Consider the following 22,176-nt stretch of genomic DNA (forward strand, 5'->3'; position numbering starts at 1 on the left):
CAAAAACTGCAGCCGGCACTCCCTTCGTGTCGGCTGCAGACCAGCTAAGATAACGCCCTTACATACTCAGCGGTTCAACAACCTTAGAATCCGTGATCTCAGCCCCCGCGCGGAAACGGCATCTAACTTTTCCAGAGAACCGCGGACATGCAGAGGTAGATGCTGACGCGGCACTGTCGGATCTCCAAAAACATAGTGATCGAAAATATGTTTCCAGGCATGCTTTTCATGCTCAGGCCGGTCACGAAGGGCTAGCATACTATGTAATAACGCCCCACGTGGATCATCGATATGAGCAGGAACATCGTTCCACCAATAGTTCATCATTACATTGAATTGCTCTATCGCCTCTACTTGATGCCACCAAAGAGCTGGAAAAAAGAGGACATCCCCCGGATTTAATTCCGCGACTTGGGCTGCGGCAATAGCGTCCCTGAACTTGGGATAAAGTCTGTAGTCTGGCGCATTGAAATCCACCATCGAAAGCGCCTGCCCCCCAGGGGTCATCTCCAATGGACCAGGATACAGTGAGTGAACAGCTTCTGGCGGGAAAAGTGTAAAGCGCCGCTTGCCAACCAAATTACACGCAAGGTTGTTAGACACATCATAATGCGCTGCAACCCTCGTTTTACTCCCCAGCCAAAGTGTGGCGAATAAATTTCCATGTCCAAACATTGGATGGGTCAACGGCAAATCATTATCCGCCCTGAATCCTGGAAAAAATCGCTCTGCATCTCTAGAGCCAATGTAATAAGACTCTGCCTCATGGGCAGAAAGTTGATCTTCGATTGCAGAAAGAAATTCCTGAAAACTGACTTGGCTGACCTGATAGTTCGGCGCGGACATAGCCTCATTGTAAAAAACACGGCCACAGTCGTCAGAAGGTATCCGGTACATAGCATACCGATGACCCGATTCAAATTTCAGCAGATAATGCATCGCAGCCTGTATGGAACTCTGGCCAGCCTTAACAAGTGCCCAGTCCTTGACAAGCTCCCGGAGAACGACCGGCTTCTGACCGTCGATAAGTTCTTCGAATGGTATATCTTCAGGCGCAATGCCCCTGACTTCCCTCACATTCTGCATTTGTACTCCTGGCTCTCATCCACGGGGCTTTTAGTAGCTTATCCCTACTCGCGCTGATCCGCTTTTAAGTAATCTAGAAGCTGTCTGTTTTCCGGAAGCATATTCAACAGCTGCTCAGTCCTTCGTCGAACTAGCTCGAATTGCTGCTCACTGAAAGCCCGCAAAGACGCTGGCACGCCCCTCAAATTTGGCTTCACCTCGAAGCCCATCCCATAAAGGACATACTGGTAGCTCGCGATTGGAAATACATCATCCCTTCCCTCAAAGTCAGCTGTACGCGGCGCTTGTTCCTTCCAGAGCCGCAAACTCTCTGAAAGGGCCAGCGGTAAGCTGTCTGGAGCGCGATTGTCTTTCCAGAAGGGCTCATTGCGCTGGCTGAGGCAATAATGGAGCTTGAGAAACTGGACAATACTCTCCCACAAGCTATGCATTCTTTCATTGAACCTGCGAGCGACTATCTCCATCGCATGCCGAGAAGCTGGCATATTGTCCGCAATCATGTTGGCTGATCGCTCGATAAGCATCAATGCAGAGGCTTCCAATGGTTCCAAAAAGCCTGCGGATAGTCCAACCGCAACGCAATTCTGTTTCCAAAAAGTCCTTCGGTATCCAGAACCTATGGACAATTGCCTGACACTGAGCTCACCAAAGTGCGTTTCATCCCAGTCGATATATTTACGGATGGATTCGACCGCTTCTTCTTCGCTCATATAATCGCTGCTGAATACATGACCGATGCCCCGTCGGGACGAAAGGCTTACATCCCATATCCACCCGGCCGGCTGCGCCGTAGATATCGTAGTTGATTGAACCGGCACCTCTTCACGGTATGGAACCTGTACTGCCAAAGCCTTATCAGGAAACAGAATATGTTTCACTGACATGAGGTCGACTTCGAAATGCCCTCCCAATAGTAGTGCTTTGAAGCCCGTACAATCGACAAACAGATCACCTTCGATGACTCCATGTCTTTGCGTCTCGACTGAAGCAATATCCTGATTGTCCTGCACAGCCAGCCCAATCACAGTGTCGCTTATGTGCTTAACGCCTAGCTTGCTAATACAATGATTTCGCAAGTAACCGGCAAAAGCGCTGGCATCAAGATGATAGCCGTAATTAGAAAATCCAGCATAGCCCGGACTTGTCAGCAATTTGGGCGCACGGAACGCCTCACACAGCGCCTCCTGAGAGGAAACAGCGCGAGAAAAAGAAGCTCCGGAGGAGTTTTCGTACCAACTTTCCGCTACATTCCCCTCACGAAAACCAAGGGGCATTTCAAATGGATGATAGTAGAAATCTGTCGGATCATCCCGACGCCATTGGCAGAATTTTGAACCTTGTTTGAATGAGACACTGCAGGCCCTGACGAAATCCCACTCATCAATCTGCATTGCCCTCAACGTTGAGCGCATGCTTGGCCATGTACCCTCGCCTACTCCGACGATTGGGATGTCGGGTGCCTCGATCACAATTATTTTCAACCCGCCGGCATGCATTGGTGGATACTTGGCAGCGAGCAAACCTGCTGTAATCCAGCCCGCGGAGCCACCACCTACTATCACAATTTTCCGAACACAGGATGTCACGCTCCGCGCAGCCTCTTCCCTAAGCATCTGCCGAACAATATTGGGCTACAAAATCTTCATGTCGCGGTAATTTGCTCACAAATTCTTTCACCCGGGCAGCATAGCCTTCCATATTTGCACGGAGCACCTCCGGCTTCATCAGTTTGCCGACGTGATGATAGCCCTCACTGTGAAGTCCCTGCCCACGCATCACCTGAAGCCATGAATCCGCCCGAAACAGATCTGTTTCAGCTTGGTGGATGATCGAATGTTCCTTGAAAAGTGTAATTTTCTCACGCAGTGAACCCGGAATATCCAGCGTTTGCCGATCTCTCCAAAACGGCGTGTCATCCCGCTTGGTGGCTAGATAATGCAGGATGATAAAATCCCGGATTCCCAACAACTCCTCGTCATAAAGCTTATTATAGAAACTGGTCAGGGAATCGCTGACCCCGGAGAATGGGAACATTTGCACCAAACGGGTCGCAGAAATTTGGAAAAGATGGATACTTGTAGATTCTAGAGGCTCGAGAAAACCACTCGAAAGCCCCAGGGCTACACAATTCTTTTCCCAAATCTTTTTTCTGCGACCGGTACGGAAGCGAATAAGTCGAGGTTCGAAAAGTTGCTCTCCGTCGAGATTGTGGTCCAGAATGTGGCGCGCCTCATCATCACTCATATAGTCTGAGCAATAAACATGGCCATTCCCAACTCGGTGTTGCAAGGGAATCCGCCATTGCCATCCAGCATCCTGGGCTATCGATCGAGTGTAAGGAGGAACCACAGAAATGGCTCGCGTCTGAACCGCTATGGCACTGTCCATCGGAAGCCAATGTGACCAGTCTTCGTAGGGCACACCCAATGCCTTCCCAATAAGGAGCGCCTGAAACCCGGTACAATCTATGAATAAATCACCCTTCACTTCCTTGCCTGATTCCATCACAAGGCAATCGATGAACCCGTTTTCTCCATTTTTACGTACTTCCTGTATCTTGCCCTCAATGCGACGGACCCCCCGTTTCTCGCAATGCGCACGCAAGAATTTCGCATATAGCCCTGCATCAAGATGATAGGCATAGTTCAAGGCGGGTTTCTGAGAAATCGCGAATTTTCCGGCTTCAGCAGCGCGCAATTCGAGACAATAATCGCCGAGATCACCGCCAAATCCGTCAGCCTGAGCCTCAAGCCAAAGATGGTAAAAATCCGCCATCCAGCTCGAGACACCAATCTTACCGAAGGAGTGAATATATTTTTGGCCGAGGGCGCCCCAGTGCTCGAACGAAATCCCAAGTTTGAACGTTGCCCGTGTAGCACGCATGAATTCGGCTTCATTAACGCCTATAATATCATGGTAGCTGCGATGGGTTGGGATGGTGGCCTCTCCTACTCCAACAGTGCCAAGTTCATCAGACTCTACCAACGTGACATCAATGAGCTGACCAATCTGGCTCGAAAGAGCCGCAGCAGCAACCCAGCCGGCTGTTCCGCCACCCGCGATGACTACTTTTCTTTTGACCTGTCCCTCCATCATGCTGACTGCCCCACCCTCTTCCGCTCGACAATCAAGCTGACATTGTTGAGTGAGGCAAGAACCCAATAGCAGTAGGCTAATATTCCGCTGCTATGAAGATCAGCGAGCGCCTCCGCTCCCAGCCTCTCAAATTTTTCCCCGCTAATCGAATAGATGCCGGGAATACTATATTGACGGGTCTCGTCAATCTTTACCTCAAATGTGACAGGCTCAATCAGATCAAGCTTTTCCAGAGCGCTAAAAAATGCTTTCGATAACGAAATCCCATCTTTCAGAATACTTAGCACACCAACAATATATTCAAGATAAGGAGACTGTCCGCCATGTGGTTGAAACAGTTGATAGCCCTTTTCCCTACCTACTGATGGATTGTCCAAGTCAATATTCACTTCGGCGTCAAAATTTGCATCGACGCCTTCCACACCGCTACGCACACCAATGGAAAACGGTCCCCGCGCGTGCACAGCAGGGATATACCGTGCGTCCCAGGAGGATCCCCGCAGGAATACATTTTCGTCTTTGTCGAGCCCTAACAAAGCCACTGCAAGGTACTCGTTATTCTGATCCTTCCGGAAAAGAATTGGATACTCTCGCTGAAGCTCACGAAACTCGTTGGGAAAGACAAGCGCCTGGTTAACATTGTCACCAAACACGGCCCCACGATCCCCACAGACCTTCAAGTCATGATGATCAATATTATTCAACGCAACAATGTCCACCATATCCATTTCCCATTCGGCACAAATAGCTCCCCAACCTATCTCCAGGGGTCACAGAATCTAAGACTTTCTGAAACTCCAATGCTTAAAACTGGGACCGCTCGGCAGAGCAGTCCCAGTGCCATAGTGTTGTTACTTCACAAATCTCATCCGCTTAGAACTTATAGCGCGCCCCAAGGAAGAAACGCGGGGCGTTTTCACGCGCAAACCAAAGCTGATTTGGCGCCCTGTTATATTGGTAGGTGTTCTCGCCAGTTATATTGATCGCATCAAGCGAGACGACGAGATCATCAGTCACGTTATAGCTTACGCTCACATCGATTGTGGCGAACGAGTCAGTGAATGTCGGGTTATTGTAACTATCCCCCCGGTTCGCATCAGAAAGGAACTTATCCCTCCAGTTATACGAGGCCCGAGCCGAAATCCGGTCCTTCTCGTAAATCAGTGTAAGGTTCGCCGTATCGCTAAGCCCCTCAAGCGCAAACTGGCTTTCGGTTGGGGATTTGGTCACATCATAGCCGATATCACCGTCGACAAGCGTATAGCTTGCAGCAATACCAAACCCTGTGTCCCCAAAGAAGTGTTGGCCCGCGAGCTCAATACCCCGAATAGCTGCCGATTCAATGTTGAGGGGGCGAGTAACGTCAATGATCCATAGGGGATCATTTCCATTTGCTCGAACGTCATAGTCAGTTTCGACGCTAACATAATACGCTGGATCCAATGCTCCATTCACGACGTGAGCCTGGAAGGTTGAAACGGCATCGTTAACTGAACCAAGTTGATCAATGAGGGCGGACATGGCGAATAGATGCGCGTTGGTCGCGGTAATGCCGATACTTTGCAGGGCATCAAGCGCCTGTCCAGACCGCGTACCTGCCTCACCCGAAGTAGCGTTACGGATGCCGAAGAGATTCTCTTGAACTGTACGGCTACCTACAAAGTTCTTCACATTTTTGTGGAACAGCCCTACGGACAGCCAGTCATCGTCCCCATAATACCATTCGAACGACACGTCAAAGTTCTCGGATACCAGCGGCAATAGTCCAGGAGTTCCTGTGTTCGCTGTGAGTGTACCACCGAGCGCGGTCGGGCCTGAAGGCTGCGACAAAGAAGTACTTGCCTTCAGATTGTCATATCCCGTCCGCGACATAGTCTTACTGTACGAGAAGCGGGTTACGAACGTATCTGTCAAATCGATTGCAAGATCCAGATTAGGCAGGAAATTGTGGTAAGATCCATCGACCGAGAATCCGCCTTGGCCTGCGCCGGCAACGCGGGCAAAGTCTTGGTCGCCCTGCCAAACAATTTCGGTCGTTGGTGCAGACTGAGAGAAAGCAGTAACATCAGTTTGTTCATATCTTAAGCCGGCACTGAAGCGGACGCGCCGATCCGCCAAATCGAACTCACCGTCAAACTGACCATAGAAGGAGAGAACATCTTCTTCGACAATGTCAAAGTTCTCCTGCTGCAGGTTAAGCGTATTGCCTTGGCTCAGATAGTACGCGGATGCTGCCTCAAAGATGTCGAGTGCATTACCACGAACACCCACAAGACCCGACGGGATAGGAAATTCTTTGAAGGCATCATCCCAATCGTAAAGCTCCAATGCGCCAGGTGCCAAACGCTCTACATCGCCTGGGTTATTTGCACCCCAGTTGCCCATAACCTGCTGATAAAGTGCCTCATACGTCTCGTTCCGCTGAGTGCGATAATTGGCACCAAAGGTGAACTTGGTCTTATCATCAAGATCCCATTCACCACGCAAATCAATCTGGTCGATGTCATTGAGCTGGTAAATATCGCGGTTGTCGTTTGATATCTGGGTTGAGACATCGTTGAGGTCGTAGACACCATCGCCATTGCTTCGGATAGAATCGTCACGATTAACCACGATTTGCGGGAATCCAGAGGAATAGTCCACCGAATGGTTCAGAACCACCGGCATGGCCATACCTACGTTTGTCTGGGCAAATCCGGTCCTTGCATCTGGCCGTACGGAAGCTTTGGACGTGTGACCATCCAGGATAAACGTCAAGCCATCCGTGGCATCGAACTCCAGATTAACGCCAAATGACTCAAGCTTGTCTTTGGTTGCGCTATGGCTCTGCTGCAGAGCAAAGTCTTTAACACCGCCACCCTTGTTCTCTGACAAGAATACTGACGTAGCGACTGGGTTGTCATCGAATGCCAACTGATCGAATGGCCTATCAAACCAGTTGCTGAGATCAGTCCGATCTTCCTTTGCGCTCGATTCCGCATAGAGGGCATCCGCTGTAAAACGAAAACGCTCAGTCGGGTTGAACTGAATGACAGCTTGCCCATTAATCCGCTCGCGGGACAGTTCAGTAAACTGATATCGGCTATCACGAGCGATGGCCACATTACGACCATCAGTTGGAAGGCCGGTTACTTTGGCATTATTTGTCAGGAGCCCGCTACTTGGGTCCAGAACAGCATCGGCTGAGATTACATCCCATCCGGCATTCCGAATGGCCCCCGCAGCAGAGTCACGCTTTGAATATCCTGCGAACAATGCCACGCCGAAATTGCTCTCGTCGTTGCTCCAGCTCATGAAGCCAGCAAGTTCGGGAGTTACCTTATTGCCTTGGTCGACGTGAGTGTCGTGTGCTGCTTTGGCAACAACAGTCCCGGTCAAACCCGCATCATTGTCGAGCGGCTTCCGGGTATTGACGTTAATGGTCGCGCCAACACCACCTGAGGCGATGTCTGCCCTGCCCGACTTGTAAACCTGCATTGAAGAGACACTCTCTGAAGCGAGCGTCGAAAAATCAAAGGCCCTGTCGCTGGCTTGTCCAAGCAACCCTTGCCCATCTCCACCGATAACCGGAATGTCAGCCGTAGGCATTGTACGACCATTGATGGTCACCTGGTTAAAGCCAGCGCCAAATCCACGAACGGTAACCTGCGATCCCTCACCTGCCTGACGGTTGATCGCAACACCGGTAATTCGCTGCAACGATTCCGCAATGTTTGAATCTGGAAATTTGCCGATATCTTCAGCGACGACCCCATCAACAACGCCACGAGCGTTGCGTTTGATGTCGGCACTTTCCTTCAATGATTTCCGTATACCCGTAACAACGATCTCTTCAAACGCAACCTCATCGCCTTCAGCAGCATTTGCTGGTGCCGCGAGACCGACAGTTAGCAAAGCAGCAAGCGATGTACCACATAGTAACAGCCTCGCACGTGAGGGCCCATCGCCCCTGACTGCTTCACGCTCAACAATAATCGTATTCATCTTCCCTCTCCCTAAGCGTTTCCTTCACGAGGAATCTCCAAAGCGACAGCACATGAAAAACTGATTGCGGAAGCAGGGCGTCATCATAACCGACTGCAACATAAGATAACGCTACCATATTTTCATCACAAACAAACTGACAGCGCTGTCAAATGACACGCTATGGCATGCAAAGTCAGCTTGTAAACCCATATTTTCCCCCACTGATTAACGAATCAAAATATTGTGCGAAGCGGTATAATTCATGCCGCACTGCATATATTTTTTTATTATTATATTACTTATTGTTAAATTATTATTTGTTGCATCGCAAAATAACTTAAGAGGCCATTTTTCGCAGCATTTAATCTATATATTATCAGCATCATTGCTTTCGTTTTTTGCATTCACGGCCATTCGAAAAGGAAATTTCTGGTATCGATTTCAGATTTCTTTCAGAATCAGTCCCTGATTCCGACTGATCTCACTCATCGCCTCGAGCGAAAAGATGCCTCAAGCCGCCAGAGTGCAGCGTTTGCGACGCCGCGGATGCCAGAGATGCATCTTCAGGGTTGGCTCAGCCCAAGGACCCAGCATTTAAAAAAGCTCTTCTCAATTTATTGCCGGGGGACGGACCGTCAGGATATTTATTTCGGGGCACATAAGCGTTGTGAGCAGATTGCGCCTTACGGCTTCAGGGACAGACGAGAGCACTGCTGATGCTGTGTTCCCGACATTCCAGTTCCAGGAAATGCCACCACGTCAAACTAGCGGCAAAAAATCACGCGCATACCTAGTGGAGCCGACGTGCCCGATGACGCGCAATTCAAATAGTCCTATACGAATAACGTCCGATGTGTGTTCACCACACAACAGCCATGACCAGAGCCGTGAGGCTGTCGGGAAAAGATCAGTCCACCCTGACCGGCGCCGTACTCTGGCGTATGATGAAGCGATAAGGCAGGACAACGTCATGTGATTCCTGGCCTGCCGACACTCCCTCAATTATGTCAGCCAAAATGTTTGCGCTGCTGACACCCATATCATACCCAGGCTGCTCGACAGTTGTGAGGGGAGGCATAAAGAATGCAGAAAAATCTAAGCTATCAAATCCAACAATTGATACATCTTCCGGCACGCGTAAATTAAGCGTATGCAGGGCTCTAATAGCGCCAAGCGCCATTTCGTCATTCATGCAAAAAATGGCCGTAGGCTTAGGGTCGGGACCATCCTGCATTAAACTTTCTGTTGCTTGAAGGCCAGAAAGCATTCGGAAATCACCCTCCCGAACCAAGTTCGGATTGTAGGACAACCCGGCCTCCTCCAGGCCGGCTTTGACCCCTTCAAGCCTGACCATAGTGTTACTATTGTGGGTCGGACCGGTTACGATCCCAATTTTCTGATGCCCTGACGCTGCCAAGTGTAAAATGCACTCCTTTGCAGCTGCTCTGTTATCTATTCGTACACATGAGTAAGGCGTTCCTGGCACTCCAGCTACGCTGACGGCCGGCACGTGTTGATGAGGCAAAACAGCATTCCTTTCCGATAGCGTGAACGGATTCATCTGGATAATGCCGTCAGCCAGACGAGATTCCACCATACGGACAAAGTCAAACTCTTTGCTAACCGAACCGTCCGTCGCGCCAACGAGGACCCTAAAGTCGCGTTCATCAGCAGCTGCCACAATGCCCGCGATTACTTTTGAGAAAAATGGATTAGCCAAGTTCGGCGCCAAGACCACTATTGTACGAGCCTGATTTTTCCTGAATGTCTGGGACAACATGTTGGGCCTATAGCCCAGAACCCTGATAGCCTCCTTGACCCTTGATAGGCGCGCTGGAGAAACTTTGTCTGGCTCTTGCAGGGCACGCGTGACGGTCGCTCGAGACACTCCAGCAAGACTTGCAACATCTCTAATCGTGGCCACGGACCACCCCTATATCTCTCAATTTACTAACCTTAACCTGCCGAAAACCGATGCTGTTATGTAGCCTAAATTTTTATCCCCATTGACAGGCGCAATACTTTGCGATCCCAAAAAATGCTCCCGTTCCGGGCTGCCATCATTATCGCAATACGCAACCATAAAGCCGACCTGCTTCCCTTCGTGCAGTCTGACAGGAATGTTGTCAGTGCGATCTGGGTCAAACTCTTTTCCAAAGAGCTTGATAGCCACCTCCCAGATCACTTTGAAGGGGGGCTCAGCTTGCCGTGTCCACTCACTTCTTACATGGTCATTCAACAGCAGTATCGCTGCCCCTCCTGACGGAAAAGCGCGCCCGATATCCACAACATTACCGTCGAGCGCAATGTGGTAGGCAAACGCATTAAAATCATTCAGATGGTTCCCACCAGAAGCATCCTCATCCACAAAAATTTCCAGACAGTCATCGTCCCAATATCGGTCGCGTGGATCAGCATTGCCATCGTACAAGATGTCATCAACAATTTCGGCGATAACGTAGAGATATTCTGAATCCCAAAGCAGTTTATAGCGCCCGCTAAAATCGCTCTCACCCGGGACAGCCCCTGCAATATGTTTGTCGATTGGGAGCCATTCAGTTTTGCTCCAAATCTTATCCATGGCGCCATCTATAACTGGTGCGGTATCGGCAAAAATTACGTCGTCGGCGTGCACGTCAAGCGCCAGAACTGGTAACCCCAATATGCCAGCCGCTAAGAAAGGTTTCAGCCTCATACAAGTTCCCCGTCTTGCGCAATCACGACATCCAAAACATACTCGCGACCCTCAACGACGTTTCTTACGATGCGGTCCTGAAGTATCTCCCCGTTTAAGTAAACATGTGTCTCAGCAACCCCTGAACGCTTACTGTAAGTCACATTGAATATTGCCCCCCGAAAGCGGCGAGTTACATGTGCCTTTTTCCAGTGAGAAGGAAGTGACGGATTGACCCGCAATCCCTCAGCGCATCCCTCCAGCCCAAAAAGTCGCTCTATGACAATCCTGGCGAACCATGCCACGGAGCCGGTGTTAAAAAGCTGACTTGACCTCCCAGATGTTCTCGGGAGCGATCGGTGCGCACCTCTGTAGTAATTTGGGATATAAACGGGGAGCTGGCCACGAGCGACGCAATCCGTTTCACTGGGCAGCATCTTCCGCAACACCTCAAACGCACGATCGGGTTTACCTACCTCAAACAGACTGAAGGCGAGAAATGCAGAAGCATGATTATATACGGAGCCATTCTCAGCAGTGCCTGGGAATTTCTGCGTCAGTCTCCCTACATCCTCCCTCATTTTTGTATAGGGCGGCGCTAACATCGCAACGCCATATGGTGAAGCAAGATGCGTCTCAATAGCTTCCAACATTTTCTGCAATTGTTGAGCATCAGCTGCGCGAGCCAACATTGCCCAACTTTGAGGGTTTAAATATATTGACCCTTCATCATCAGAAGCCACTCCAAAAGCCACACCATCATCGGTGATACCACGTGCGTACCATTGCCTATCCCAGAAGTGGGCATTTGCAGCCTGCCTGTATGCTTCCGCCAGGCCCCTCATATCGGATGCAACTGACTGCTCACCGACACATTCAAGAATGTCCGCCCATTGATCTGCGGCATAGGCGGCCGCCAATGTTAGCCAGCTTGAAACCCCCTTACCTTGGTACCCGACCATGTTCATCGGGTCGCACCAGTCCCCCTCCGCAATTAAGCAAAGTCCGCGACCATCACAATTCTGGGCGATCCATCGCATTGCTTTTGTGATGTGTCGACCAACTGTTTCCGGCTGATCGTAATCGACATAGGGAACTGGTTCTTCAAGTATCCCATAATCTGCCGTTTCATTCAGATAAGCGGTGATACATACGGGCAGCCAGATACAATGGTCAGTATGAGGCACCTGATTGATATATTTTAGCGATGCCTCAGGATGCAGCAGTATTCCATCCGGCATTTCGCCGCTAAATTTTTGTTGCGACAATGCACAAATGATTGCCTGCCTCATATTTTGAGGCGCCACATAGGACATGCCCATATGGTCCTGCAAATAGTTTCGAGTTTGCGGATCAGTAGTCAGGCGATTGGTGGCACCAAGATAATGCACCTGTCTGGTCATCCAATGATTTACGAAGTGATCAAACCCCTGATCTTCTGTCTCGATTTGGATTACACCATTGCCTGAAGCAACATACTCACTTCCAAGCTGGCACTCCCTCACGAAAGCCTGGCAGTCTCCAAAATACTTTCTTCGGATAAAGACAAGTTCGGCCTGATCTTTTGCAGGCCCAAAAACAAAACGTGCATCAAACTTCTCTCCTGGATTCAATGTGACATCATACTGAAATGCCGCAAACGGCAGTTCATAGTCAGCCACTTCATTTCCAAGCGCTTCAGCCATAACCCCATCCGGGCGGTGCATACCTCCTTCGCCCTCGAAGGCAGAAAGGCGAGCACACCAAGCGTCAGGCTTGATTTCTGCCATAAGAAAGCTCTTGTCCCGAAAATGTTGGTGCTTGAAGTAATCTGCAACGCGCTGGTAGGGGGTTACGAAATTAGCAATCAGCGCCTGAAGTTCACAATCATATGTGCTTCCCTGGTTCATCCATGAAAGAAACCCAAAAGTGAAAGCTGGATATATAGACAGGCATCTTGGACGATCATCGACATTCTTCACACGCAACGACCAGAGCTCCGCAATTCCCGCTTTGGGCAGCCGCAACTCGATATAGATTTCAATACCCTGGCGGACTATCGACCACTTCAGCGCATCAGTGGCTGCCACAAATTCGAATGTATCAACCGCTGCCCGAACGGGTTCATACGGTGCAGAAAAAAGCTCGCCATTCTGGCGATCCTTCACATAGAAAAAACGACCGCTATGATGTGAATAGTATGGGTGCTCCGGCTGCATAAATGTGGTCGCTTCAAGCACAGGCCCCTTAGAATATTTTGTCGGCTCTGGCTGCATGTACTGCGCGGTTGCATATCCTCGGCAAGTCATTTGGACCATCATTTCAGGATTCCAAAGAAAGCTACCTGCTTGTGGCATTGCCAAAGGGTCTGTCAGCACGACGTCAGATCCTTGCCGGTGCACAACCGCATCAGAGCCTGCCCGCATTTTCTTACTCCTTACCGATTACCGCTCGCTGGGAGGCGAGGTCTAGATTGATAGTTTCAACAGATTGCTCATCAAGCGGGTAGATGCGGACCAGCAGCACGGAAAGGCCCGCAAAGACGGCGGGAATGATTGTCATTAGCATGACAATCCCTGCCTCAGATGTACTGGTCTGAACCTGATTTGCGGCATAGCCGAGTGCCCCTAAAAGCCAGCCTATAAGTGCTGCAGCTAGTGCACCACCAAGCTTCTGGGAGAAAGCAGCGGCCGCAAACACCATAGCCGTCGCACGCCTACCAGTATGCCATTCGGAATAATCTGCTGTGTCCGCATACATGGAGAACACAAGCGGAGACTTCGGCCCGAGACAAATACCGATCAGTGCCTGCATCACAAACATCAGCAATACTTGGTCGCGGGGAATGAAATAAAATGCGGCGGACAAAATCGTTACAGCACACATGAGGATAAGCATCAATTGCTTCTTACCCATAAACTTCGTAAGAAGTGGCGTTATTGCCGCGCCCATCATCAACGCCAGCATATAGGTCATGCTGAACGCGCCAATCAGATCTGGCCGATCAACATAATATTTAAGATAAAAGGTACCTGTACTGGCACGCAGCGTGATTGTAATCATTATCACCAACGCCAAAGAGAACAGCACTAGCCACGGCTTGTTCCTGCCAAGGTCCTTTATGTCTACCCACAGAGAAGCCTGCTCTCGCGAGATAGGCGAAACTCTCTCTCGGACTGACAGAAAAGTAATCAGAAAAAGCAGCGCAGCCACCAGACCATACAATGCCATGGTCATTTGCCATCCCCTGACTTCGTCGCCCTGCCCTAACAATGCAACTAACTCTGGCGTAAGGTAGGCCACGATACTTCCGCCTGTGAAAGCACCGATGAACCGAAAGCTGGTTAGAACCGTCCGATCATGACTGTCACTCGTCATGACGCCTATCAGCGCACCATACGGAACATTGATAAAGGTATAGGAAAGCATCATGAAAACGTAAGTTGCGTAAGCCCACAGCAGCTTACCATCAACGTCCAAGTCAGGTGTCGTGAACGTCAAAACACCAGCAAAGACGAGTGGAACTATGCCCCATAAGAGATATGGGCGGAACTTACCGAAACGACTTCTTGTGCGATCAGCCAATCCCCCCATCAAAGGATCGGTTAGCGCGTCGATAATTCGGGCGACAAGCATCATCGTGCCAACCGCTGCCGCCGGCAATCCAAAAACATCCGTATAGAATATCAGCAAGAACAAGTCGAAGATGCGCCAATAGAAGTTTGAAGCAACATCTCCGAGCGCATACCCCACCTTTTCCCGAAGGCTCAGCTTTGTCATTCTCCACTCCCCCGGATTTGTGACCGGTCACATTTATCGAAGAACACCGCCCAAGTCAAAATCAAATTGGATTTTTGGCGTAAGTTAGATGCTTGAATATGTTAGACAGCGTGGCAGTTAACCAAAAAAACTGATATTGACAAATCCTCACGACCGACTACCGGTCTACTCATTGCATCGCAGTGAGTAGACTTTGCGCCGATCGATCCTAACGCACAAATCACATAACCGGAAACGTTTCCAGAAATAATCTGTAGAAGCTATGGCAACAAAGAAAAAATCCAACGTGACGATCGCTGATGTCGCGCGCTTTGCCGGCGTATCTGTCACGACGGTTTCCAGAATTCTGAACGGCGAAAAATATGTTCGAGAGGACAAAAAAAAAGCCGTAACGGCTGCCGTCGAAAAGCTGGGCTATCGCCCAAGCCTTTACGCGAGAAGTCTGGCCGGACACCGATCATATGTTATCGGTTTGCTATTGGATGATCCTCAGGGGGATTATCTCTCCGGTATTCAGCGCGGCCTTTTACGCGCTTCGAAAATCGGCGGGCTTCATGTTCTGGTAGAATTATTTGACAACGATACCACCTTCGAACAGGTCGATTCCTTCCTATCGAGTCTCAGTCTATCTGGTGCAATCCTTACCCCGCCAATTTGCGACAATCAGGTAGTTTTGGCGGCACTCGCAAAGAGAAAAATACCAACCGTCAGAATCGCCCCAGGACGCCCTTTCGGGGAAATGACAGATATTAAAATCGATAATTTTAAAGCGGCATACCGCATGACTGAGCACCTTATCGAGTTGGGACATAAGGATATTGCCTTCATTACAGGCGATGCCCAGCATGCCGATGCCAGAGAACGCGTTCAAGGCTTCAAAAGCGCCATGAACGACCACGGCTTACGTATAAATCCTGAATATATATGCGAAGGCACATATGTGTTCAGCTCTGGCGTTGCCGCAGCGAAACGCTTGCTTAACCACGAGAAAAGACCATCGGCGATCTTTGCCTCCAATGATGAAATGGCCGCCGCTGTTCTCATGGTTGCCCACGAAGCCGATTTGAATGTTCCTCAAGATCTATCGGTCGCAGGGTTTGACGATTTGGCCCTCGCTTCATTTGTCACCCCTCCCCTTACGACCATCAGACAACCCATCGAAGAGATGGCTACAGCTGCAGCCGCACGGCTTCTTGATATCCACCTGAATCGAAATGGCGCGCCTGAGCCTGCCCCGATCATTCTGGACTTCTCCTTTGTGAAACGTGAGTCCACGACAAAATTCCGCCCCTAAAATTGCGCCCCCTTGCTAGGATAAATGTCCCCCAACATTTTATGGAAGCGATTCCATAAAATGTTGGACTCATCCGACAGAGACCGCTAAGGAGGTTCCCGAAGACTTGGCACGCTACTGCCTGGTCGATGCATATATCGTTACCTAATGTGCGAGTTGACTGTTCCTGAGACCGCAAACACTCAGGAGCTTCTGAGGGGAAGGGAAACTTGGGCCATGCGCAATTCAATGCGAAAAAAACTGGCTTATTTACTTACATTGTCTTTGGCAATTCTCAGCGGCTGTAATGAGAACACTAATCGCAGCGAGGACAAGGGCAAGGCGTCCGGAGCAGAACAACCGAACATTTGGCCGCGAGCACAGAAAATTCGCGGATTGACCCCCGATCAGGAATCTAGAATCGAAGAGATTCTGGCAAGAATGACGCTAGCAGAGAAGGTGGGGCAAGTCATCCAGGCTGACTCGGACTCGGTTAGTCCCGAAGACGTGAGGCGATACAATCTCGGCTCAGTACTCAGTGGCGGCAACTCCGCACCCGGCAGTTTACCATATGCAACAGCAGAGGCCTGGATTGAGGCCGCGGATGCCTACTATGAGGCCTCTGTTGATACAACTGATGGTGGAGTTGGTATACCTATTATCTGGGGTATTGACGCCGTCCATGGTCATAACAATGTCATTGGCGGAACCATCTTTCCTCATAACATTGCGCTTGGAGCGGTGAACGACCCTGCCCTTGTCGCTGAGATTGCCGCAATTACAGCGCAAGAGTTGCGCGTAACGGGCCATGATTGGACATTTGCCCCCACCCTTGCTGTGCCACAGGATGACCGGTGGGGTCGAACCTATGAAGGCTTCAGCGAACTCCCCGCAATCACACAAAAATATGCCAGTGCAATTGTCCTCGGCCTGCAGGGTGATCCAGACTCAAATACTTTCATGCAAGGCGAAAAAATTATCGCATCTGCCAAGCATTTCGTCGCTGATGGCGGAACCATAGGCGGCCAGGATCAAGGCAACTCGGAAGCGTCGGAGCGTGAACTCTATGACACACATGGAGCCGCCTACATTGAGGCAATAGAAGCTGGCGCCCAGGTCATAATGGCTTCTTTCTCGAGCTGGCACGGTCGAAAAATTCACGGCGACAAATATCTTTTGACTGATGTCCTTAAAGCCCAAATCGGCTTCGAAGGCTTTGTTGTCGGCGACTGGAACGCTCACGGTCAAGTAGACGGCTGCTCCAATGAAAACTGTCCTACGGCGATCAATGCCGGCCTTGATATGTATATGGCCCCGGACAGCTGGAAAGGGCTCTATGAGAACCTTCTTTCACAGACCTCCGATGGCACAATTTCACCAGCCAGATTGGATGATGCGGTAAGACGTATTCTAAGAGTAAAAATGCGCGCTGGACTGTTTGATCTTGTGAAGCCCTCGGCTCGCCCTCTAGCAGGTGACTCAACAATTCTCGGATCACCTCGCCATAGATCTGTTGCCCGCGAGGCAGTGCGACGGTCTCTCGTCCTGTTGAAGAACAATGACAATGTATTGCCAGTAAAGCCTGGCCTCAAGGTTCTTGTTATCGGATCTAGCGCAAACAGCATTTCCGACGCATCAGGGGGCTGGACTCTGACGTGGCAAGGTGGCGGCCTTCCTAACAGTGCGTTCCCGAACGGGCAAAGTATCCTGTCCGGTCTTCAGGATGCCATAACAGATGCAGGGGGCAGCATCGAATATAGCGAAGACGGTAGTTACTCCCAAAAGCCTGATATCGTAATTGCTGTATATGGCGAGAAGCCATATGCGGAATTCCAGGGTGACGTCCCAACTCTGCTCTACGCGAATCCGGATATACTCGAAAAATTGAGGGAGCTAAAAGCCGCAGAGGTCAAGACTGTCAGCCTTTTCCTGTCAGGCCGCCCAATGTGGGTCAATCCGTTGCTCAACGCCTCAGACGCCTTTGTTGCAGTTTGGTGGCCAGGAACCGAGGGGGGCGGAATTTCTGACGTCCTCGTAGCCAACCCCGATGGGACGACTAAACATGATTTCGAAGGCACGCTTTCTTTCTCATGGCCAAAGCATGCCGATCAAAGCCAATTGAACCCCGGCGATCATAATTACGACCCACTGTTCAAATATGGTTTTGGGCTGAAGTACGCCACACGGAGCACGCTTGGCGTATTGTCTGAAGATGTAGGCTCAGCAACGACCGGTCTCAATAAATATATATACTTCACACAAGGCAGGCCCCAAGCCCCGTGGCGGATCAAGGCTCAGAATTCCCAAGCATCTGGTACTGACTTTGATGCACAGGAAGATGCCCTTTCCATAATTTTCGACGCAACAACTGGCGGGTCCGTCTCAATCTACGGCGAAGTTCCTATCGACCTCTTTAGAGAAATGAATGGCGCAATGGAGCTGGCTTTCACATATCGACTCGACGAACAAAACAGCGAGCCAATCCTCTTGACGCTTGGCTGTACTAGCGAGCCGTCTTGCCAGGGTCAGATTGATATCTCAAAGGCAATTTCGCAATCCACCAAAGGTGAATGGAGCGATATGCGCGTTAGCCTTTCATGCTTTGCAGCCGTGGGAGCTGACGTGAATGCCGTCGACCTCCCCTTTGAATTGAGAGGAAGCCGAAATGCGGCGCTGAGTATTGCCAACGTGAGACTGATAGAAGACGCTGACGGCAAGGAAAGTTGCCCAAGGTGACTGCAGCAGCGTCGTCAACCAGTGTCCTCCCGTTTTTGGAAGGACAATCCTCACCAGATCTAATTTGCATTTCAAAGTACGCGCACTGCTGCTGCCATTCCCGCGCGCGGATCTCAATACCTCCCAATGTCCTTCACCCAACTCTGGCCATGTGAAGGACAATGGCGCCTTGGCTTAAATAGATGCTTTGCATTGCCTCCCAGCCAACGCGCAACTCAGGACACGTCCTGCCCCCTCCAACTCAGGACGTGTCCATTTTTTTGTGTTCGGGGGCGTACGTCTGCTTAGCAATTTGTGAGAGATACAAGTCCTAAACTTCAGCCCGACTCTCCCAAGCGCACCCACCAGTTGCGGATTTCAGCCAGTGCAATATTGCATTAGCTCAACGGGTGCACCGTCAACTTCAATGAAAGCAACCATCAATCCCGGAGAAGGGCTGTTCGGTTCAATAAGGACCTTTTGGGTGGCTATGGCTTTCATGAGATCATCAACCTCAAACGCCACATGCGGAACGGTTTTCACCAGATCTGGATATGGCGCGTCGTCGTCAAAACGCATCCATTGGATGCCAAATTGATTCGCTTCATGGTCGCTGACCGTCATCTTCAGGTGCGGCAAATAAATCTCGCCTTGGAACCGATCGGTGGTCGGAATTCCTAAATGACTGAACTTCATAAATTTCCCCCTGTGCGTCGTCACAAGACCACAACTTACCTCATTTCTGACCTGCAATGCGGTCTACAACCCATATGCGCCGGGCCTTAATGTTGGTACTATGTCTCTCGATAATTCTTAGATTTCGGGACCATTGAGATCAGCGTTGCAACGCGATCTATCATAGGCAAGCTTCGCGAGGATATCCCTAACCTGATCATCGGGCCCTAAATGTCCATCAACAAAAATTACACTCTCATCTTCGGTTGGCCGTTCAAAAATTTCGAGCTGACTATCGAGCATTTTCTCAGACATAAAATGCCCTTTGCGGCGCATGAGGCGTTCTCTCAGGACACTTTCCTCGAGTTCTGCCAAAACAAACACCACTGATTCATCATGTAGCCTCAAAAGGTTCCTGTATTTTTTCTTCAATGCTGAGCAAGAAACAACAACACCGGCCTTCTTATGTTCAGACAAAACAAAACCGACATTGCTCAGGAATCCGAACCTGTCTTCATCATTAAGTGGTTGTCCGGACGACATTTTCTCGAGATTTGACTGGGGATGCAGGTCATCACCCTCCACGAAATTCAACCGCAGAGCCCGAGCCAATCCCTTGCCGAGAGTCGATTTGCCGGAACCGCAAACTCCTATCACCACCACAGAAACCGCCATTACGCATACCTTTTGCCCGTCCCCAAAAAATGAAGACCGAAATTTGCCAAGTCAGAGAGAGAGGTCAAGGAAACAGGGCCACGTAAATGGCCATCAAGAATGATTGATGCTCAAAAAGAACCGCCCCTTACTCTCACACCGAAATGAATATCATAAATCAAAACAAGAGACTAACATCTGGTTGCTATAGGCCGATCTATTGTAATTTGATCACTCCGCGTGCCTGACGCCGTGAAGCTTCGCGCCACAAGCAACCCCTTTGACACCGAGCTTCCAGCGCCGCTGCCCCGGCACCGAAGGCGGGCTCATCAGAACCGCTTACACCCTCGATGGCGTAAATCTGGCGCAGTCAGAAAAAGTGGGGTTTTGGGGCAGGAAAGAACAGTGAAAAGGGGCCGGCAATCCGCAGCCGGCCCCTTTCCTTCTGACGTCAGTGCGGCGCCAGATCGCGCCGGACGTCCGCAGCATAAAGGTCTTCCACCATCCTTCGAATGACCCTCAAATCCCGGCCCTTCCCGTAGGTTCCTGCGAGCGCATCCATCACGCTATCCGGGAGCGGCTCGAAGAAGCGCGGATCGACGCCGATGTCTGCCGCGACGCCCGCGGCGATCGCCGGGATCAGGCGATAGAGATCATCGGGCTCCGGGCCGTTCCACTCAATCACCCGCAAGCGCGACCGCAAGGGCGCTTCAATGCTGTCTTCGCTGTTGGCAATCAGCACCCAGTTCAAGTTTGTCAGGTCGATTACGCCTTGCAGGCACTCATCATAATAGTTTCGGGCGCTCTCGGGCTCGAGGAAGGAGAGGAGCGTATTTTGCACCGATCCGTTGCGACTTGACCGCGAGGCCTTTTCGACTTCATCGATGACCAGCAGGCCATTGGCGACTTTCTCAGCTGCCATGAATTTGGCGGGGAGCGAGGGCACAGCGCTCGACCAGCCCGCCGCGGTCCCGGCGAGCGTCCGGTTATCGCTATTGCCGCCCACCCCATGAAGCACGGACGGCACACCGGCGAGCTCTGCCAACCGCCGGGCGAAGCGGGTCTTGCCGACCCCGGGCGGACCGACCAGCAACAGGGGTGGCAAGCGAAAGGCGGCCTGCCCATGTGCGGCCCTCAGAAGCAAGGCATCAACCACAGTTTTGATGGCCGACCTAGCGTAGAAGAACTCGGTTTCAAGGGCCGCCTGCAAGCCCGCGAGATCAGGGGTTTGTTTCAGTTCGAGCGGCTGCACCAATGACTGGCACCAAGTATAATCAGCGTCCCGACTTTTGGGCGGGTTGATGGTTTGGGCGACCTGGACAGCTTGGATGCCGGAGGCGATTGGGGCTTTGGGGGCGGTTTCGAACCGAGCCCAGAAAGACAGGTCCTCGTAGGTGTCGAGCGGTTGATCGAGCAGATATCCCGCCGGCTGCACCGCTTCCCAGGCGGTCAGCGCCTGATCAACACGGCCGAAAGCAAGCTTAGCTTTCGGACTTACCTCAGCCCATTCTTCCAGCCGGTCCCGGACTGCCATTCGGCGCGTGAGGCTTGCTCCCTCCGCTGCGAACGCCCCTTCGAGAGCATCGATCAACCGGTTCGTGGCCGCTTCACAGCCCAAGCTAGCCGCGAGCGCGATCAGCAGCATCTGATGATCAGAACTGACGTCGCAAGCCCGGTCAAAAGACGTTGCCAATCTGAAGAGAGCATCAGGTGAGGTCTTGAAAAAGCGCGCGGACCAGGCACTCACCGCATCAGTACACATGGTCAAATAATAATAGATAGCCTGCTCGCGGGCCGCCAATTGCCGGGCGCTCAGGCGCCACCACCATTCAGGCGTTGATGAAATTCTATCGTTCATAAAGATCACTCCCTGCCCCGGCGGCCAGAGGCACCATGGGCATCCAAAAAAATTGAGGGGGGGGGTGGGAGAGATGCGGCATCGCTGCCGGGAACTTCTGAGGCCTATGCGGCCGCACCCTCCGCCGGTTTGGGGCGGTGGGTCATATAAGGTTGGGGAGTTGGGGAACGGTCGCGCGTGCCGCGCCGACCGTTTGGGTCGGACGTTGGTTTTTTTGGGACTGGTGCTTCGCTAGGGTCATGTGGGGACTTTGAGGGATGTTTGGGGCAAAATCGGGATGAGGTGTTGGGGCCTTTGGCCCGTCAGGCTATTCGGTGACATGTCTGATCATAAAAACGCTTCATCACCGCACCCAATCAGGCAAAGGGCAGCGTGAAGGGAAGCGACATGTTCGGCGACATGCTGAGGAGCCAAGCGAGG

General features: G+C 51.0%; 14 protein-coding genes. 2 read left to right on the forward strand and 12 right to left on the reverse strand.

Annotated features, from left to right (window positions below; genetic code table 11):
• Positions 1 to 66: 66 nt before the first annotated feature.
• The 9 genes from PH603_RS13085 to PH603_RS13125 all read right to left on the reverse strand — a co-directional run bounded on the left by PH603_RS13085 (position 67) and on the right by PH603_RS13125 (position 14,581).
• Positions 67 to 1,086 carry a cupin-like domain-containing protein gene (locus PH603_RS13085; protein WP_289502985.1) on the reverse strand — a complete coding sequence of 340 codons (1,020 nt, stop codon included), beginning with the start codon at positions 1,084 to 1,086 and terminating at the stop codon, positions 67 to 69.
• 44 nt (positions 1,087 to 1,130) lie between these two features.
• A complete protein-coding gene (locus PH603_RS13090) occupies positions 1,131 to 2,672 on the reverse strand; it encodes a tryptophan halogenase family protein (RefSeq protein WP_289502986.1) in 1,542 nt (513 codons plus the stop codon).
• Between the two features lie 19 nt (positions 2,673 to 2,691).
• A complete protein-coding gene (locus tag PH603_RS13095; RefSeq protein WP_353507416.1) occupies positions 2,692 to 4,179 on the reverse strand; it encodes a tryptophan halogenase family protein in 1,488 nt (495 codons plus the stop codon).
• Positions 4,179 to 4,904, reverse strand: a complete 726-nt coding sequence (locus PH603_RS13100; protein ID WP_289502988.1) for a SapC family protein — start codon at positions 4,902 to 4,904, stop codon at positions 4,179 to 4,181. The genes PH603_RS13095 and PH603_RS13100 overlap by 1 nt, the downstream gene beginning before the upstream one ends.
• A gap of 151 nt (positions 4,905 to 5,055) precedes the next feature.
• Positions 5,056 to 8,166, reverse strand: a complete 3,111-nt coding sequence (locus PH603_RS13105) for a TonB-dependent receptor (protein ID WP_289502989.1) — start codon at positions 8,164 to 8,166, stop codon at positions 5,056 to 5,058.
• 889 nt (positions 8,167 to 9,055) lie between these two features.
• Complete coding sequence (locus PH603_RS13110; protein ID WP_289502990.1) at positions 9,056 to 10,072, reverse strand: LacI family DNA-binding transcriptional regulator; 1,017 nt, start codon at positions 10,070 to 10,072, stop codon at positions 9,056 to 9,058.
• A gap of 18 nt (positions 10,073 to 10,090) precedes the next feature.
• Positions 10,091 to 10,843, reverse strand: coding sequence for a sugar-binding protein (locus tag PH603_RS13115; protein WP_289502991.1), 753 nt, complete (start codon positions 10,841 to 10,843; stop codon positions 10,091 to 10,093).
• A complete protein-coding gene (locus PH603_RS13120; protein ID WP_289502992.1) occupies positions 10,840 to 13,227 on the reverse strand; it encodes a GH36-type glycosyl hydrolase domain-containing protein in 2,388 nt (795 codons plus the stop codon). Before PH603_RS13120 ends, PH603_RS13115 begins: the two co-directional genes overlap by 4 nt.
• Before the next feature lie 4 nt (positions 13,228 to 13,231).
• Complete coding sequence (locus PH603_RS13125; RefSeq protein ID WP_289502993.1) at positions 13,232 to 14,581, reverse strand: MFS transporter; 1,350 nt, start codon at positions 14,579 to 14,581, stop codon at positions 13,232 to 13,234.
• Between the two features lie 262 nt (positions 14,582 to 14,843).
• Between PH603_RS13125 and PH603_RS13130 the strand changes: the two genes are divergently transcribed.
• A complete protein-coding gene (locus tag PH603_RS13130) occupies positions 14,844 to 15,875 on the forward strand; it encodes a LacI family DNA-binding transcriptional regulator (protein ID WP_289502994.1) in 1,032 nt (343 codons plus the stop codon).
• 216 nt (positions 15,876 to 16,091) lie between these two features.
• Positions 16,092 to 18,590: a glycoside hydrolase family 3 protein gene (locus PH603_RS13135; protein WP_289502995.1), complete on the forward strand. Its 2,499-nt coding sequence runs from the start codon at positions 16,092 to 16,094 to the stop codon at positions 18,588 to 18,590.
• Between the two features lie 357 nt (positions 18,591 to 18,947).
• On the opposite strand, the gene PH603_RS13140 is transcribed toward PH603_RS13135, so the two are convergent.
• From PH603_RS13140 to PH603_RS13150, 3 genes are all read right to left on the reverse strand, one after another.
• On the reverse strand, positions 18,948 to 19,265 hold the full coding sequence (locus PH603_RS13140) for a VOC family protein (protein WP_289502996.1): 318 nt from the start codon (positions 19,263 to 19,265) through the stop codon (positions 18,948 to 18,950).
• Between the two features lie 117 nt (positions 19,266 to 19,382).
• On the reverse strand, positions 19,383 to 19,919 hold the full coding sequence (locus PH603_RS13145) for a gluconokinase (protein ID WP_289502997.1): 537 nt from the start codon (positions 19,917 to 19,919) through the stop codon (positions 19,383 to 19,385).
• Between the two features lie 430 nt (positions 19,920 to 20,349).
• Positions 20,350 to 21,756, reverse strand: a complete 1,407-nt coding sequence (locus PH603_RS13150) for an AAA family ATPase (protein ID WP_289502998.1) — start codon at positions 21,754 to 21,756, stop codon at positions 20,350 to 20,352.
• Between the last annotated feature and the right edge of the window lie 420 nt (positions 21,757 to 22,176).

It is taken from the genome of Gimibacter soli, from assembly GCF_028463845.1.
GTDB lineage: Bacteria > Pseudomonadota > Alphaproteobacteria > Sphingomonadales > Kordiimonadaceae > Gimibacter > Gimibacter soli.

Coding starts and splice junctions, on each gene's coding strand:
- PH603_RS13120 (WP_289502992.1), bottom strand. CDS start 13,227: ATGCGGGCAGGCTCTGATGCGGTTGTGCACCGGCAAGGATCTGACGTC.
- PH603_RS13105 (WP_289502989.1), bottom strand. CDS start 8,166: ATGAATACGATTATTGTTGAGCGTGAAGCAGTCAGGGGCGATGGGCCC.
- PH603_RS13150 (WP_289502998.1), bottom strand. CDS start 21,756: ATGAACGATAGAATTTCATCAACGCCTGAATGGTGGTGGCGCCTGAGC.
- PH603_RS13125 (WP_289502993.1), bottom strand. CDS start 14,581: ATGACAAAGCTGAGCCTTCGGGAAAAGGTGGGGTATGCGCTCGGAGAT.
- PH603_RS13085 (WP_289502985.1), bottom strand. CDS start 1,086: ATGCAGAATGTGAGGGAAGTCAGGGGCATTGCGCCTGAAGATATACCA.
- PH603_RS13140 (WP_289502996.1), bottom strand. CDS start 19,265: ATGAAGTTCAGTCATTTAGGAATTCCGACCACCGATCGGTTCCAAGGC.
- PH603_RS13100 (WP_289502988.1), bottom strand. CDS start 4,904: ATGGTGGACATTGTTGCGTTGAATAATATTGATCATCATGACTTGAAG.
- PH603_RS13095 (WP_353507416.1), bottom strand. CDS start 4,179: ATGGAGGGACAGGTCAAAAGAAAAGTAGTCATCGCGGGTGGCGGAACA.
- PH603_RS13115 (WP_289502991.1), bottom strand. CDS start 10,843: ATGAGGCTGAAACCTTTCTTAGCGGCTGGCATATTGGGGTTACCAGTT.
- PH603_RS13135 (WP_289502995.1), top strand. CDS start 16,092: ATGCGCAATTCAATGCGAAAAAAACTGGCTTATTTACTTACATTGTCT.
- PH603_RS13130 (WP_289502994.1), top strand. CDS start 14,844: ATGGCAACAAAGAAAAAATCCAACGTGACGATCGCTGATGTCGCGCGC.
- PH603_RS13145 (WP_289502997.1), bottom strand. CDS start 19,919: ATGGCGGTTTCTGTGGTGGTGATAGGAGTTTGCGGTTCCGGCAAATCG.